The 14,939-nt window shown below is 64.7% G+C and carries 22 protein-coding genes; all 22 read right to left on the bottom strand.

The window, feature by feature from the left end:
- Positions 1-12: 12 nt before the first annotated feature.
- Complete coding sequence (locus HN018_RS05330; protein ID WP_171834539.1) at positions 13-3,504, bottom strand: transglutaminase family protein; 3,492 nt, start codon at positions 3,502-3,504, stop codon at positions 13-15.
- A 175-nt stretch (positions 3,505-3,679) separates the two neighbouring features.
- Positions 3,680-4,105, bottom strand: coding sequence for a 50S ribosomal protein L17 (rplQ, locus tag HN018_RS05325; protein WP_171834538.1), 426 nt, complete (start codon positions 4,103-4,105; stop codon positions 3,680-3,682).
- A gap of 45 nt (positions 4,106-4,150) precedes the next feature.
- Positions 4,151-5,170 carry a DNA-directed RNA polymerase subunit alpha gene (locus HN018_RS05320; RefSeq protein ID WP_171834537.1) on the bottom strand — a complete coding sequence of 340 codons (1,020 nt, stop codon included), beginning with the start codon at positions 5,168-5,170 and terminating at the stop codon, positions 4,151-4,153.
- 117 nt (positions 5,171-5,287) lie between these two features.
- A complete protein-coding gene (rpsK, locus tag HN018_RS05315; protein ID WP_171834536.1) occupies positions 5,288-5,680 on the bottom strand; it encodes a 30S ribosomal protein S11 in 393 nt (130 codons plus the stop codon).
- 78 nt (positions 5,681-5,758) lie between these two features.
- Positions 5,759-6,136, bottom strand: coding sequence for a 30S ribosomal protein S13 (rpsM, locus tag HN018_RS05310; RefSeq protein WP_171834535.1), 378 nt, complete (start codon positions 6,134-6,136; stop codon positions 5,759-5,761).
- 255 nt (positions 6,137-6,391) lie between these two features.
- Positions 6,392-7,051 carry an adenylate kinase gene (locus tag HN018_RS05305; protein WP_171834534.1) on the bottom strand — a complete coding sequence of 220 codons (660 nt, stop codon included), beginning with the start codon at positions 7,049-7,051 and terminating at the stop codon, positions 6,392-6,394.
- Positions 7,048-8,400, bottom strand: coding sequence for a preprotein translocase subunit SecY (gene secY, locus HN018_RS05300; RefSeq protein ID WP_171834533.1), 1,353 nt, complete (start codon positions 8,398-8,400; stop codon positions 7,048-7,050). Before secY ends, HN018_RS05305 begins: the two co-directional genes overlap by 4 nt.
- Positions 8,401-8,546: 146 nt before the next feature.
- Positions 8,547-9,032: a 50S ribosomal protein L15 gene (gene rplO / locus HN018_RS05295; protein WP_171834532.1), complete on the bottom strand. Its 486-nt coding sequence runs from the start codon at positions 9,030-9,032 to the stop codon at positions 8,547-8,549.
- A 1-nt stretch (position 9,033) separates the two neighbouring features.
- On the bottom strand, positions 9,034-9,240 hold the full coding sequence (rpmD, locus tag HN018_RS05290; RefSeq protein ID WP_171834531.1) for a 50S ribosomal protein L30: 207 nt from the start codon (positions 9,238-9,240) through the stop codon (positions 9,034-9,036).
- The gene (gene rpsE, locus HN018_RS05285) at positions 9,233-9,811 is read right to left on the bottom strand and encodes a 30S ribosomal protein S5 (protein WP_171834530.1); all 579 of its coding nucleotides are present in this window, start codon (positions 9,809-9,811) and stop codon (positions 9,233-9,235) included. The genes rpmD and rpsE overlap by 8 nt, the downstream gene beginning before the upstream one ends.
- A 14-nt stretch (positions 9,812-9,825) precedes the next feature.
- Entirely contained in the window at positions 9,826-10,188 is a 363-nt protein-coding gene (gene rplR / locus HN018_RS05280; RefSeq protein WP_171834529.1) for a 50S ribosomal protein L18, read from the bottom strand.
- The gene (gene rplF / locus HN018_RS05275) at positions 10,188-10,721 is read right to left on the bottom strand and encodes a 50S ribosomal protein L6 (protein WP_171834528.1); all 534 of its coding nucleotides are present in this window, start codon (positions 10,719-10,721) and stop codon (positions 10,188-10,190) included. The genes rplR and rplF overlap by 1 nt, the downstream gene beginning before the upstream one ends.
- A 10-nt stretch (positions 10,722-10,731) precedes the next feature.
- Positions 10,732-11,130: a 30S ribosomal protein S8 gene (gene rpsH, locus HN018_RS05270; protein WP_171834527.1), complete on the bottom strand. Its 399-nt coding sequence runs from the start codon at positions 11,128-11,130 to the stop codon at positions 10,732-10,734.
- 12 nt (positions 11,131-11,142) lie between these two features.
- Positions 11,143-11,448: a 30S ribosomal protein S14 gene (rpsN, locus tag HN018_RS05265; RefSeq protein WP_171834526.1), complete on the bottom strand. Its 306-nt coding sequence runs from the start codon at positions 11,446-11,448 to the stop codon at positions 11,143-11,145.
- 96 nt (positions 11,449-11,544) lie between these two features.
- The gene (gene rplE, locus HN018_RS05260; RefSeq protein ID WP_171834525.1) at positions 11,545-12,117 is read right to left on the bottom strand and encodes a 50S ribosomal protein L5; all 573 of its coding nucleotides are present in this window, start codon (positions 12,115-12,117) and stop codon (positions 11,545-11,547) included.
- Between the two features lie 10 nt (positions 12,118-12,127).
- A complete protein-coding gene (gene rplX / locus HN018_RS05255; protein WP_171834524.1) occupies positions 12,128-12,445 on the bottom strand; it encodes a 50S ribosomal protein L24 in 318 nt (105 codons plus the stop codon).
- A complete protein-coding gene (gene rplN, locus HN018_RS05250) occupies positions 12,445-12,813 on the bottom strand; it encodes a 50S ribosomal protein L14 (protein WP_171834523.1) in 369 nt (122 codons plus the stop codon). The genes rplX and rplN overlap by 1 nt, the downstream gene beginning before the upstream one ends.
- Positions 12,814-12,828: 15 nt before the next feature.
- On the bottom strand, positions 12,829-13,128 hold the full coding sequence (gene rpsQ / locus HN018_RS05245) for a 30S ribosomal protein S17 (protein ID WP_171834522.1): 300 nt from the start codon (positions 13,126-13,128) through the stop codon (positions 12,829-12,831).
- A gap of 13 nt (positions 13,129-13,141) precedes the next feature.
- On the bottom strand, positions 13,142-13,369 hold the full coding sequence (gene rpmC, locus HN018_RS05240; RefSeq protein WP_171834521.1) for a 50S ribosomal protein L29: 228 nt from the start codon (positions 13,367-13,369) through the stop codon (positions 13,142-13,144).
- Between the two features lies 1 nt (position 13,370).
- Positions 13,371-13,787, bottom strand: coding sequence for a 50S ribosomal protein L16 (rplP, locus tag HN018_RS05235; RefSeq protein ID WP_171834520.1), 417 nt, complete (start codon positions 13,785-13,787; stop codon positions 13,371-13,373).
- Between the two features lie 41 nt (positions 13,788-13,828).
- A complete protein-coding gene (gene rpsC, locus HN018_RS05230; protein WP_171834519.1) occupies positions 13,829-14,506 on the bottom strand; it encodes a 30S ribosomal protein S3 in 678 nt (225 codons plus the stop codon).
- Positions 14,507-14,509: 3 nt separating this feature from the next.
- Positions 14,510-14,938 (bottom strand): 50S ribosomal protein L22, encoded by a 429-nt coding sequence (gene rplV / locus HN018_RS05225; protein WP_171834518.1) that lies wholly within the window; start codon positions 14,936-14,938, stop codon positions 14,510-14,512.
- Between the last annotated feature and the right edge of the window lies 1 nt (position 14,939).

The raw sequence follows: 14,939 nt of genomic DNA, 5'->3' as shown, positions 1-14,939 counted from the left end.
GACATCCGACCGTCAAGCGCCGAACGCCACCCGGCGCAGGTCGAGCGTGCGGGGAAGCTCCTTCGACGTCGCGATCAGCGGCTCCTGCATCGGGCCAGGCGTGTGTCCGAACGGCTGGAACCGGGCCCGACGCCGCGCCTCCGCCTCGGACGCGTTCACCGGCCTGGTGTCGTAGTTGCGGCCGCCCGGATGCGCCACGTGATGGGTCAGCCCGCCGATCGACCGGCCGCTCCACCGGTCATACACGTCGAAGACCAGCGGGGTCTGCGCCGGCAGCACCGGGTGCATCCCGAAGGCCGGCTCCCACGCCTTGAACCGGACCCCGGCCACCGCCTCGCCCACCCGTGCGGTCGGTGTCAGCGGTACCGCCACGCCGTTGCAGGCGAGCACGTAGCGCTCGTCCACCCAGCCATCGACACGGACCTCGATCCGCTCGACCGAGTTGTCGACGTGACGCACCGTGCCGCCGATCCCCGGCGTCTCGCCCAGCACCGGCCAGGGCTCCAGCGCCTGGCGCAGCGCGATGGTGATGCCATCGACCGTGACGCTGCCCGCGAGCGGGAACCGGAAAGCATGGTGCGGCGCGAACCATTCCGGCTCGAGCCGGAAGCCGAAGCCGGCCAGCTCCTCGAGGGCATCCTTCAGATCCTGCGCCACAAAATGCGGCAGCATGAACTCGTCATGCAGGCGCGTGCCCCAGCGGATCAGGGTCCGTTCGTACGGCGTATGCCAGAACGCGGCCACGGCAGCCCGCAACAGCAGTGCCTGGGCCACCGCCATCTGCGGATGCGGCGGCATTTCCATCGCCCGCAATTCGACTAGGCCGAGACGGCCCGAGCTGCTTTCCGGTGCATACAGCTTGTCGATGCAGAACTCGGTCCGGTGCGTGTTGCCGGTCATGTCGACCAGCAGGTTGCGCAACAGCCGGTCGACCAGCCAATGCGGCACCGGCTTGCCCGGCACGATCTGCGCGAACGCGATTTCCAGCTCGGCAAGGCTGTCCTGGCGCGCCTCGTCCACCCGCGGATGCTGGCTGGTCGGGCCGATGAACAGGCCGGAAAACAGGTACGACAGGCTGGGATGGTTGTGCCAGAAGCCGATCAGCGACTTCAGCAGGTCGGGACGGCGGAGGAACGGGCTGTCTTCCGGCTTGGCACCACCCATCACCACGTGGTTGCCGCCGCCGGTGCCGACATGGCGACCGTCCAGCAGGAACTTCTCGGTCCCGAGCCCGATACCCCGCGCCATCCGGTACAGCAGCTCGGTGCGCTCGACCTGCTCGGCCCAGTTTACCGCCGGATGCACGTTGACCTCGATCACCCCGGGGTCGGGGGTGACCGAGAAGGTCTGCAGCCGGACATCGTGCGGCGGCGCATACCCTTCGAGCACGATCTTGCGGCCGTCGTGCTGAGCCACGCTCTCGATCGCCGCGACCAGGTCCAGCCAGTCCTCGGCCAGATACAGCGGCGGCAGGAACACATGGATCAGTCCCCGCCTCGCCTCGACGGTGAGCGCGGTCCGGACCGGCTGCGCGGCCTCGTTCGGGCCCTTGGCGCCCGCTCCTCCGGACTGCCTGTCCTCGGCCTGCTGCTGCGGTCGCATGACATCCAGCGTCGGTCCGGGCGGGGTCGTCGTGTGAAGCTGGCTCGGAGGGCGGGGTGGCATGGCCTGCCCGCTCAGCTCTTCCATACTGGTGGCGGCATCGGCACTGTCGGTCAGCACGAGCGGGGGTCCGGGCGATGCCATCCTGCTTGGCGCGGCATAGCTGGCACGAGACCCTCGTCTCTGCGCCACGGGATCGGCTGCCGCCTGCAGCGGCTCGACCGGTGCGAAGGGGTCGCGCTCGAACCTGGTCTCGAGCGCTCCCGGCTCCATCCATTCCAGGCTTTGCAACGGCAGGCGTACGCCGATCGCACTGTCGCCGGGCACCAGGAACAGCAGGTCCGAGCGCACCAGCCACGGACCGGTCTGCCAGGTCCGGAAGCTGCCCTCGGCGATCCGGTGCAACGGCAGCACGCTGCCGACCTCGGACGTCAGTCCTTGGCCATAGACCCTTGCCAGTCGTGCCCGCTCCAGCGGATCGGCAAGCCTGGCATCCTCGACGAGGACGTTGGCGGGCAGCCGGTGCTCTCGCCAGAGGTGATAGTGGATGTCCTCGTACGCCGGCAGCACCCGGTCCGGGTTCAGCCCGAGTTCGACCGCCAGCGCGCGGGCGAAGCGCGCGGCATCGGGCGTGGTCGCCGTGCCGGTATCGTCGTCCGAGGCGAGCAGCGAGACATCGCGCCAGACCGGCTCGCCGTCGCGACGCCAGATCGCATGGATCGCCCAGCGCGGGAGTTGCTCGCCGGGATAGTGCTTGCCGGTGGCATACTGCAGCACGGCACCCGGCGACCATTCCGGGAGCAGCTTGCGGATCAGCCGGCCGGCAAGCGGACGCTTGGTCGGGCCGAGCGCATCGGAGTTCCACTCGTCCGCATCCATGTCGGTGGCGGAGATGAAAGTCGGTTCGCCGCCCATGGTCAGCCGGACGTCGCCATCCGACAGGGCCCGGTCGACCGAGGCACCCATGGCAAGGATCGCCTGCCAGGTGGGCTCCGGATAGGGCGCAGTGGTGCGCGGGCTCTCGGCGATCCGGGCGACCGACATCTCGAACTCGAATGTGCCCTCGTTTCGTTCGACCAGCCCGCTGATCGGCGCGGCCGAACCGGGTTCCGGACTTGCCGCGAGCGGGATATGACCCTCGCCGGTCAGAAGGCCGGAGGTGACGTCGAAGCCGATCCAGCCGGCACCGGGAAGATAGACCTCGGCCCAGGCATGCAGGTCGGTGAAATCCGCCGACGCGCCCTGCGGGCCTTCGCCCTGGGTGTCGGGATCGGGCCTGAGCTGGATCAGGTACCCGGACACGAAACGTGCCGCCAGTCCGAGGTTGCGGGCCACATGCACGAACAGCCATGCCGAGTCCCGGCAGGAGCCCCTGCCCTCGGCCAGCGTCTGCTCCGGCGTCCAGACGCCCGGCTCCATGCGGACGATGTAATCCACTCGATCCCGAAGCATCGCGTTCAATGCCACCAGCATCGGCACGGTTCGCTGCGTGTCGCGCGAGATCCCCGCGAGCAACGTGTTCAGCACGGGGCCGGGCGCCTCGACATCACGGAACGGCGCCAGTTCGGTGTGAAGCACCGGATCGTAGGCGAATGGCCATTCCTCGGCTTCCGGCTCGAGAAAGAAGTCGAACGGGTTGATCGTCGCCATGTCCGCGACGAGATCGACCGTGACCGAGAACTGGGTGACCCGCTCGGGGAACACCACGCGGGCAAGGAAATTGCCCTGCGGGTCCTGCTGCCAGTTGATGAAATGGTCGGGCGGCTCGACGGTCAGCGCGTACGACAGCACCGGGGTGCGGGAGTGCGGCGCCGGGCGCAGCCGGATCGTCTGCGGCCCGAGCGTGATCGGACGGTCATAGCGATAGGCGGTCCGATGCGTCAGAGCGACGTGGAGCGTCATGAGCGGCGCGTCTCCGGCAAGATGTTGCCAAAGCTGTCATGCAGCCCGCGTACCGCCAATGGTCATTCGATGCGGTTCGGCACCGATGATGCATGTTTTCGAGATTTCGACATGAAAAAGGCGGCCGGGCTTTCACCTGGCCGCCCCGATATCGTTCCAGCCTCGAGGGACTGGATCAGGCGAAGTCGTTCTCGCTCTCGACCAGCTCCGGCTTCGGGCCACTATCGAGGCCCTTGGCCGCAACGTCGCGCTCGACCAGCTCGATCACCGCCATATCGGCAGCATCGCCGTGACGCATGCCAGCCTTCAGGACGCGGGTGTATCCGCCCTGGCGGCCCTTGTAGCGCTCGGCGATCACGCCAAACAGCTTGGTGACGATGACGTCGTCACGAAGCTGCGCATAGGCCTGACGACGCGCATGCAGATTGCCGCGCTTGCCGAGCGTGATGAGCTTCTCGGCAACCGGACGAAGTTCCTTCGCCTTGGGCAGGGTGGTGGTGATCTGCTCGTGCTTGATCAGCGCGACCGCCATGTTGCGAAACATGGCGAGGCGATGGGAAGAGGTAACGCCGAGCTTACGGCCGGCTACACCGTGACGCATGGTGATTGTATCCTGGTTATCCGGCCAAACAGCCCGGTAAGTGGGTTAGAACGGCTCGTCGAGCCGCTTGGCCAGATCTTCGATGTTCTCGGGCGGCCAGGACGGGACATTCATCCCCAGTGCCAGACCCATGGAGGTGAGGACCTCCTTGATCTCGTTGAGCGACTTGCGACCGAAGTTCGGAGTGCGCAGCATTTCCTGCTCGGTCTTCTGAACGAGGTCGCCGATATAGACGATGTTGTCGTTCTTCAGGCAGTTCGCCGAACGCACCGACAGCTCGAGCTCGTCGACCTTGCGCAGCAGGTTGCGGTTGAACGGCAGGTCGTCCTGCGGCTCTTCCGTCCGGACCGGGCGCGGCTCATCGAAGTTGATGAACAGCTGGAGCTGGTCCTGCAGGATGCGGGCGGCGAGAGCCACCGCGTCCTCGGGGGTGACGGCACCGTTGGTCTCGACCGTCAGCAGCAGCTTGTCGTAGTCGGTGACCTGACCCACGCGGGTCGGCTCGACCTTGTACGAGCAGCGACGGACCGGCGAGTAGATCGCATCGATCGGTATCAGGCCGATCGGGGCATCTTCCGGGCGGTTCGCCACGGCGGGGACGTAGCCCTTGCCGAGATTGACGGTGAACTCCATGCCGAGCTTCACGCCGTCATCGAGCGTGCAGATCACCAGGTCGGGGTTCATCACCTCGATGTCGTGGCCGGTTTGGATCTGGCCGGCACGAACTTCACCCGGGCCCGTGGCGGTCAGCACCATGCGCTTCGGGCCTTCGCCATGCATGCGAAGCGCGAGCTGCTTGATGTTGAGCACGATGTCCGTGACGTCTTCGCGAACGCCCGCGATCGACGAGAACTCGTGCAGCACGCCATCGATCTGCAAGGCAGTGACGGCAGCGCCCTGAAGCGAGGACAGCAGGATGCGACGGATCGCATTGCCGAGCGTCATGCCGAAGCCACGCTCCAACGGCTCTGCAACGATCGTTGCAGTGCGCAAGGGCTCGGCGCCGGGCTCGACTTCCAGCTTTTCCGGCTTGATCAGGGACTGCCAGTTCTTCTGGAGGACCAAGAGAGTGGCCTTTCAAAACGAGGAACCGCCGCCCAAACACTCGGGAGAGCGGTTCGGACGGCAGCCGGAGCCGCCGGGGTGGCCCAGCGGCGATAAGTCAGGACGATCCTTTTGAGATCAGACCCGGCGACGCTTCCGCGGACGGCAACCGTTATGCGGGATCGGCGTCATGTCGCGGATGGCAGTGATCGAGAAGCCGACCGCCTGCAGCGCCCGAAGCGCGCTCTCGCGGCCCGAGCCCGGACCCGAAACCTCGATCTCCAGCGTCTCCATGCCGTGCTCGCGGGCCTTCTTGCCGGCGTCCTCGGCGGCGACCTGGGCCGCGTACGGGGTCGACTTGCGCGAACCCTTGAAGCCCTGGCTGCCGGCGGACGACCAGGCAATCGCGTTACCCTGCGCGTCGGCGATGGTGATCATCGTATTGTTGAACGTGGACAGCACATGCGCCACGCCGGAGATGATGTTCTTGCGCTCTTTCTTACGGACGCGCGGTGTGGCGGCTTTCGCCATGGTTCTGTTCGTCCTGACTGTTCATTGGCGCGCCCCGGAAAGGACGCGCGGGATGCGACTAAGGCGAAACGCCGAAGATCACTTCGTGGCTTTCTTCTTGCCGGCGATCGCCACGGCCTTGCCCTTGCGGGTGCGGGCGTTGGTGTGGGTGCGCTGACCGCGAACCGGCAAGCCACGACGATGGCGCAGGCCGCGGTAGCAACCCAGATCCATCAGCCGCTTGATGTTCATCGACAGTTCACGACGAAGGTCACCCTCGACGCGGTAGTCACGATCGATCAGTTCGCGAATGTGGAGGATCTCGTCATCGGACAGCTCGTTGACCCGGCGCTCGGCAGGAATCGCCAGCTGGGTGCAGATCTGCTTCGCCTTGGTCGGACCAATCCCGAAGATATAGGTCAGGCCGATAACCACACGCTTTGTGGTCGGGATATTCACGCCGGCAATACGCGCCACGCCAGTCACTCCTCGTCCGCCCGGCAACCTGCCCGGCCTGATACCCCGGCTGCCGCCAGGCATGAAATTCATCCCGCACCCGGGAGAAGTCTTCGTCTCACGAGCGAAACCGCGAACGGTCTGCTCCCGGATGATCGGATTTTGCCAAGCTCCAGGGCATCCGAAATGGACGTCCGCGGAACGCTTGGCTGAGGGCGCGCACTATAGCGTCGGCACACCCTGAGTCAACGAAACTGGATCAACTTTGCGTGATGATCACCTTTTATGCGTCTTTGCAAGAGCTGCATCGATTGCGGCACTGACGGTGTCGATGTTGGCCATGCCATCGATCGTGTGTACCAGGCCCTGAGCCGCGTAATGCGGCAGGATCGGCGCCGTCTGGTCCCGGTAGGCATCCAGCCTGGCCGCCACCGTCTCGCGCTTGTCGTCGTCACGTCGTGTGAACTCGTGGCTGCCACAGACATCACAGGTGTTCTCGACGCGAGGACGCTTGAAGCTGTCGTGATAGCCGGCGCCGCATTTTGCGCAGGTGTACCGGCCGGCGATTCGCTCGGTCAGTTCCGCCTCGTCCACCTGCAGTGACAGTACGGCATCGAGCTTCAGCCCGAGTCGCGCCAGCAACAGGTCCAGCGCTTCCGCCTGCACCGTCGTACGGGGGAACCCATCCAGGATGAACCCCCTGGCACAATCCGGTCGAACGATCCTGGCGCCGAGCATGGCAATCAGGATCTCGTCGGACACAAGGTTGCCTGAATCCATGACAGCCTTGGCTTGGCGCCCGATCTCGGTACCGCCCTGGACTTCGGCCCGGAGCATGTCGCCGGTCGATATCTGGATGATACCGTGCAGGGTCTCCAGGCGCTTTGCCTGGGTCCCCTTGCCCGCACCTGGCGGGCCGAGAAAGATCAGGTTCACCGAATTCTCGTCCGTCCGCGAGACTTGCGGATCAGGCCTTCATACTGGTGCGCCAGCAGGTGGGACTGGATCTGCGTCACGGTATCCATGGTGACCGAGACGATGATGATCAGGCTGGTGCCGCCGAAGTAGAACGGCACGTTGTAGCGGCTGATCAGGATTTGCGGCAGCAGGCACACCACCACCAGGTAGAGCGCGCCGATCGTGGTCAGCCTGACCAGGATGCGGTCGAGATAGTCGGACGTGTTCGCGCCGGGCCGGATCCCCGGAATGAAGCCACCCTGCTTGCGCAGATTGTCGGCGGTCTCGACCGGATTGAACGCCACGGCCGCATAGAAGAATGAGAAGAACAGGATCATCGCCGCATAGAACAGCATGTAGAGCGGCTGTCCCTGCCCGAGTTCCTGGGCCAGGAAGCTGAGCCAGTGCGGCATGTTGGCGTTGCCGGACGCGAAGCCGGAGATCGTGACCGGGATCAGGAGCACCGAACTCGCGAAGATCGGCGGGATGACGCCGGCGGTGTTCACCTTGAGCGGCATGTGGCTCGATTCGCCACCCGACATCCGGTTTCCGACCTGGCGCTTGGGATACTGGATCACCACCCGTCGCTGGGCGCTCTCCATGAACACGATGAACGCGATCACCGCCGCGGCCAGCACCAGGAACAACACGACGAACACCGGCGACAATCCACCGGTGTAGCCAAGCTGGAACAGGGTCGCGAGCGCATGCGGCAGGTTGGCGACGATACCGGCGAAGATGATCAGCGAGATTCCGTTGCCGACGCCGCGCGACGTGATCTGCTCGCCGAGCCACATCAGGAACATCGTGCCCCCGACCAGCGTCACCACGCAGGAAAAACGGAAGAACATCCCCGGATCGATGACCGCCGACGTGCCGCCGACGCCGTGCATGTTCTCCAGCCCGACCGATATGCCGTAGGCCTGGAACAGTGCGATCAGCACGGTCAGGTAGCGGGTATACTGGTTGAGCTTCTTGCGCCCGGACTCACCCTCCTTCTTGATCGCCTCGAGGGTGGGGATCGCGGACGACATCAGCTGCACGATGATGGACGCGCTGATGTACGGCATGATGTTCAGCGCAAACACGGTCATTCGACCGAGTGCGCCACCCGAGAACATGTCGAACATGCCCAGGATGCCGCCCTGGTTCTGCGACAGCAGCTGACCCATGACCCGTGCATCCACACCCGGAACGGGAATGTAGGTGCCGAGGCGATAGACGATCAGCGCGCCAAGGGTAAACCAGATGCGTTTCTTGAGCTCAGTCGCCTTCGAGAAGGTGCTGAGGTTCATATTGGCTGCAAGCTGCTCGGCCGCGGAGGCCATGCGCGCGTCCCTTTCACAAGAACAGCGCCGCTGCGGGGATTCCGCGGGGGCGCTGTCTGTTTAGCTCGGATGTCGGTTGAAGCAACCTGAAACAGAGAGATCCGGAAGGCCGGGAGGAGACATGCCCCGACCCGGCCCTAAGGCCTTCATGCTTCCGGCTTGACCTTCTTGACGACGGTGGTCTTGACCGACCCGCCGGCTTTCTCGACCGCCGCGATGGCAGACACCGAGGCGCCGGACAGCTCGAACGTCACCGCACGCGTCAGCTCGCCGCTGGCCAGCAACCGGATACCGGCATACTTGCCGCTTCCGATCAGGCCGGCCTTGTGCAGGCTCTCCTCGGTGACGGTCTCGCCGGCGGCAAGCTTGCCGTCCACGAAAGCCTGCTCGATCGTGTCGAGGTTGATCGGCGCATACACCTTGCGGAAGATGTTCTTGAAGCCGCGCTTCGGCAGACGCCGATAGATCGGGAGCTGACCGCCCTCGAATCCATTTAGCGAGACGCCTTCACGTGCCTTCTGACCTTTGACACCTCGGCCGGAGGTCTTGCCCTTGCCGGAGCCGATGCCGCGTCCAAGCCGCTTCTTGCGGTAGTGCGCGCCGTCGTTGTCGCGGAGTTGGTTCAGTTCCATGTCAATCCCCCACCTTAACCAGGTGGTGCACCTTGCGGAGCATGCCGCGAACGGAGGGGGTATCCTCCAGCTCACGAACCTTGCCCACCTTGTTCAGGCCGAGCCCGATCAGCGTTGCCTGCTGACCCGGCTTGCGACCATTGCCGGACGCGATCTGCTTGACGCGGACCCGGCCGGCGACGGCGGCGGTATTCTCGGTCTCAGACATCTGCGCCCTCCGCGGCAACGCCATCGCGCTTGCCCAGGATGTCGGAGACCTTCTTGCCGCGACGGTTCGCGACCGAACGCGGGCTGGCGCAACGCTCGAGTGCGTTGAAGGTCGCCTTGACCATGTTGTGCGAGTTGCGGCTGCCGAGCGACTTCGCAACGACGTCGCCGATGCCCAGGCTCTCGAACACTGCGCGCATCGGGCCGCCGGCGATGATGCCGGTTCCGGCCTCTGCCGATCGCAGCACGACCTTGCCTGCGCCGTAATGACCGGTGACGTCATGATGGAGGGTACGGCCCTCCTTCATCGGCACGCGGATCATCGCGCGCTTCGCACGGTCGGTCGCCTTGCGGATCGCCTCGGGAACTTCGCGAGCCTTGCCGGCGCCGTAGCCGACCCGACCCTTCTGGTCACCCACAACGACCAGGGCGGCGAAGGCGAAACGACGTCCACCCTTCACCACCTTGGCGACGCGGTTGATGGTGACCAACTTGTCGATCAGTTCGTCGCCATCGCGATCCCGCTCGCGCTCACGGCCTCCACGGCCGCCTTCTCTCGGTTCACGTGCCATGTCGTGACCTTTCCTTAGAAGGCGAGGCCGCCCTCGCGAGCAGCCTCCGCCAGCGCCTTGACGCGCCCATGATAAAGATAGGAGCCGCGATCAAACACGACCTGGCTCACGCCGGCAGCAAGGGCGCGTTCGGCGACCAGCTTGCCGACAGCCGCTGCAGCATCCTTGTCGGCGCCGGACTTCGACTGCTCGCGCAGGCTCTTGTCCAGCGACGAGGCGGCAGCGAGCGTACGGCCGGCGACGTCGTCGATCACCTGGGCGTAGATGTTCTTGCCCGAGCGGAACACCGACAGGCGCGGACGGCCACCGGCCTTGCGGCGGAGCTGGAAACGGAGGCGTACGCGCCGCCGCTCCCGCAATTCCTGTTGCGTGCTCATTACTTCTTCTTGCCTTCCTTGCGCCGGATGACTTCGTCGTTGTAGCGCACGCCCTTGCCCTTGTAGGGCTCGGGTGCGCGGAAGTTCCGGATATCGAGGGCCACCTGGCCGACCTGCTGCTTGCTCACGCCTTCGACCGTCACCGATGTCGGCTTCGGGGTCGTGATCTTGATGCCGGCCGGGATCGGATAGACGATATCGTGCGAATAACCGAGGTTCATGACCAGGTTGGTGCCCTGGACCGAGGCGCGATAACCGGTACCGGTGATCTCGAGGGTCTTGGCGTATCCGGTGGACACGCCCTTCACCATCGCAGCGACCAGCGACCGTGTGGTTCCCCACATCATCCGTGCCTGCGACGCCGTACCGATCGGCACCACGGTGACGCGGTTGTCGGCGATCGTCGTCTCGACATGATGGGACAACGGCAGCGTGAGCTGACCGAGCTTGCCTTTTGCCGTCAGAATTCCGCCGGCGATCGCAACATCGACGCCCTGAGGAATTTCAACGGGATATTTGCCTACGCGTGACATGCATCCCTCCTCAGAAGACCCGGCACAGAACCTCGCCGCCAACATTGGCAGCGCGGGCTTCCGCATCGGACAGGACGCCGCGAGGCGTCGACAGGATCGAGACGCCGAGACCGGCATAGACCCGGGGCAGCTCCTTGATCTTCGAATAGACACGACGGCCCGGCTTGGAGACGCGATGGATCTCCTTGATGACCGGCTCGCCGTCCGTGTATTTCAGCTCGATGCGCAGCTGGGCGATGCCCGTGCGGATCTCTTCGAGCTTGAAGCCACGGATGTAGCCCTCGCGACGCAGCGCCTCGAGGACGTTCGCACGGAGCTTGGATGCGGGAGCAACGCACGCGACGTGACGGGCACGCTGTGCATTGCGGATCCGGGTGAGCATGTCACCCAGTGGATCGGACATGGACATGGGTCGTGCTCCTTACCAGCTCGACTTGACCATGCCGGGGATCTGCCCCGAGCTAGCCAAATCGCGCAGGGCAATTCGGCTGAGGCCGAACTTCCGATAATTGGCGCGCGAACGCCCGGTCAGCTTGCAGAGCAGCTTCACGCGGACACGCGATCCGTTGCGCGGCAGCTCGGCGAGCTTCAACGAAGCCTCGAACCGGTCCTCCACGGGGAGCGTACGATCCATAACGATGTTCTTGAGTGCCGACCGCTTGCCCTTGTCGCGCGCTGCCATTGCAGTGCGCTTGAGGTTGCGATTGACGCTGGAAGTCTTAGCCATGCCTTGTTCTACCCTCCGGAACCTGCCGGGCTCGCCCAGCGGTTTTCCAAAAAAAGCTTCTAGTCGGTAAAGACGGATATACCGCCGACCGCCACCTTATCCGGCGACGAACGGCAGATCGAACGCCTTCAAGAGAGCCTTCGCCTCGGCATCGGTCTTCGCAGTGGTCACGAAGATGATGTCCATGCCGCGGACCTGATCCACCTTATCGTAGTTGATCTCAGGAAACACGATCTGTTCCTTGACACCCATCGCGAAATTGCCGCGACCGTCGAAGCCCTTGTTCGGGGCCAGACCGCGGAAGTCGCGCACGCGCGGCATCGCGATCGTCACCAGACGATCAAGGAACTCATACATGCGGACCTTGCGAAGCGTCACCTTGGTGCCGATCGGCAGGCCTTCACGGATCTTGAAGCCGGCGATCGCCTTCTTCGCGACCGTCTTCACCGGCTTCTGGCCGGCGATGAGGGTCAATTCGGCAACGGCCGCATCGAGCTTCTTCTGGTCGCCGGCGGCTTCGCCGACACCCATGTTGATGACGATCTTCTCGAGACGCGGAACCTGCATCACGTTCTTGTAGCCAAACTGCTCGCGCAGTGCAGCACGCATCTCGTCGTTGTAGCGCTGCTGCATGCGAGGCAGGGCACGGACTTCCGTTGTGTCTGACATCGTCGCCTCCTCAGCTCTCGATGATTTCGCCGGTCGCCTTGGCGACACGGACCTTGGCGCCGCCCTCGATCACCCGGAAACCGACCTTGGTCGGCTTGCCGCTCTTGGGATCGATCAGCTTCAGGTTCGACAGGTGCACCGAGGCTTCACGCTCGATGATGCCACCCGGCTGACCCTGGCTCGGCTTGGTATGACGCTTGGCCAAGGCCACGCCGCGAACGATCGCCTTGGAGGCGGTCGGCGATACCGACAGGACTTCGCCACGGGTGCCCTTGGAGGAACCGGTGATGACGAGAACCTGGTCGCCCTTCTTGATACGAGCAGCCATCACAGCACCTCCGGTGCCAGCGAGATGATCTTCATGAACTTGCGCGCACGCAGTTCACGGACGACCGGGCCGAAGATGCGGGTGCCGATCGGCTCCTGCTGCTTGTTGATCAGCACCGCGGCGTTGCGATCGAAACGGATCGCGCTGCCGTCCGCACGGCGGACCGGGAAAGACGTTCGCACGATCACCGCCTGGTGAACGTCGCCCTTCTTTACCTTGCCGCGTGGGATCGCTTCCTTGATGGAAACGACGATCACGTCGCCGACCGAGGCGGTCTTCCGCTTGGAGCCGCCCAGCACCTTGATGCACTGCACCCGACGTGCGCCCGAATTATCGGCCACGTCCAGGTTGGTCTCGGGATGGATCATTGGTCTCTAGCCCCTTCAGGCCGACACGGATTCGAGCGAAGTCGGCGCGGTCGCAACCGTGCTGGCGTCACCCATGGCCGTCCCGTTGCGTGTCACCACGGTCCAGGTCTTGCGCTTGCTGATCGGCGGGCACTCGAGAATACGAACGGTGTCGCCGATCTTGCACTCGTTGGCTTCGTCGTGCGCCGCATACTTCTTGGAGCGACGGATGAACTTCTTGTAGAGCGGATGAATGACTCGACGATCGACCAGAACCGTAATGGTCTTGTCCATCTTGTCGCTCGTTACCCGCCCCGTGAGGACGCGCCTAGGCATCGCCCGTCTCCTCTCAGGACTTCGCCGCGGCGACTGCCACGGACTTTTTGTTGGAATGCTGCACGGTCTTGAGCCGCGCAATTTCGCGCCGCACTTCACGCACACGGCTCGCACCCTCGGTCTGACCGACGGCACGCTGGAAGCGCAGGTTGAACTGCTCCTTCTTAAGGTCGAGCAGCAAAGTGTTCAGCTCGTCCTCCGTCTTCGCCCGCAGCTCAGACGGCTTGGTTGCTTTCGCCATCTCAGGCCTCCCCGATGCGGGTCACGAACTTGGTCTTGATCGGCAGCTTCGCAGCGCCGAGTGCCAGAGCCTGCTTCGCGATCTCGACCGGCACGCCGTCGATCTCGAACACGATGCGACCCGGCTTCACCCGGGCCACCCAGAACTCGGGCGATCCCTTGCCGGAGCCCATGCGGACTTCGGCAGGCTTTGTCGAGACCGGAACGTCCGGGAAGATCCGGATCCAGACGCGGCCCGCGCGCTTCATCGCACGTGTGATCGCACGGCGCGAGGCTTCGATCTGCCGGGCGGTCACCCGCTCCGGCTCCAGGGCCTTCAGGCCGAACGCACCGAAGTTCAGCGTCGTGCCGGCCTTGGCCAGTCCATGAATGCGGCCCTTGTGGGCCTTGCGGTATTTCGTCCGCTTCGGGGAAAGCATGTTCGTCTATCCTAAGGCGCCAGGCATGGCCCGGGGTCTGATCAGCGCTGCGGCGCCTGCTCGGCGGCACGACGGTCCTGCGACAGCGGGTCGTGGGTCAGGATCTCGCCCTTGAAGATCCAGACCTTCACGCCGCACGTGCCATAGGTCGTCTTTGCGGTTGCGACGCCGTAGTCGATGTCGGCGCGAAGCGTGTGCAGCGGCACCCGGCCTTCGCGATACCACTCGACGCGGGCGATCTCTGCGCCACCGAGACGTCCGCCGCAGTTGATGCGGATGCCCTGTGCGCCGAGACGCATCGCGGACTGAACGGCACGCTTCATGGCGCGACGGAACGCCACCCGACGCTCGAGCTGCTGCGCGATGTTCTCGGCAACCAGCTGCGCATCGATTTCCGGCTTGCGGATCTCGACGATGTTCAGCGCGACGTCGGTCTTCGCCATGCGGGCGAGATCACGACGCAACACGTCGATGTCCTGGCCCTTCTTGCCGATGACGACGCCAGGCCGTGCGGCATAGATCGTCACGCGCGGCTTCTTCGCCGGACGCTCGATCACGACGCGCGACACGCCGGCACCGGACAGCTTCTTGCGCAGGTAGCTGCGCAGCTTCAGGTCGTCATGCAGCAGCTTCGCGTAGTCAGCGCCGGCGTACCAGCGGCTGTCCCAGGTGCGATTGATGCCGAGCCGGAGCCCGATCGGATTGACCTTGTGACCCATGGATCAGGCCGCCTTCTGCTCGGTGTTCTCGGGAGCCGGGCTCTTGGGAGCCGGAACCGCGACCGCTTGCTCGGCCACCACGATCTTGAGGTGGCTGAAGAACTTCTCGATCTGCGCCGACCGGCCACGACCGCGGGCATGGAAGCGGCGCATCACGATCGCCTTGCCGACTTCGGCGTGCTTCACGACCAGCTGGTCGACGTCGAGCTGATGGTTGTTCTCGGCGTTGGCGATGGCGCTCTCGAGCGTCTTCTTCACGGCGAGCGCGATCCGTCGCTTGCTGAAGGTCAGCGTCGCGACGGCCTGCGCCACCGGCTTGTTGCGGATCAGGCCGGCAACCAGGTTCAGCTTGCGTGGGCTGACGCGGATGTTCCGGGTGATCGCCTGCGCCTCGGTCTCGCCGAGGGCGCGTGTGTGCTTCGGCTTGCTCATG

Origin of the sequence: Lichenicola cladoniae (assembly GCF_013201075.1) — a bacterium.
Taxonomy (GTDB): domain Bacteria; phylum Pseudomonadota; class Alphaproteobacteria; order Acetobacterales; family Acetobacteraceae; genus Lichenicola; species Lichenicola cladoniae.
The sequence above is the reverse complement of the archived record's forward strand: the minus strand, read 5'-3'. Positions and strand labels throughout refer to the sequence as shown.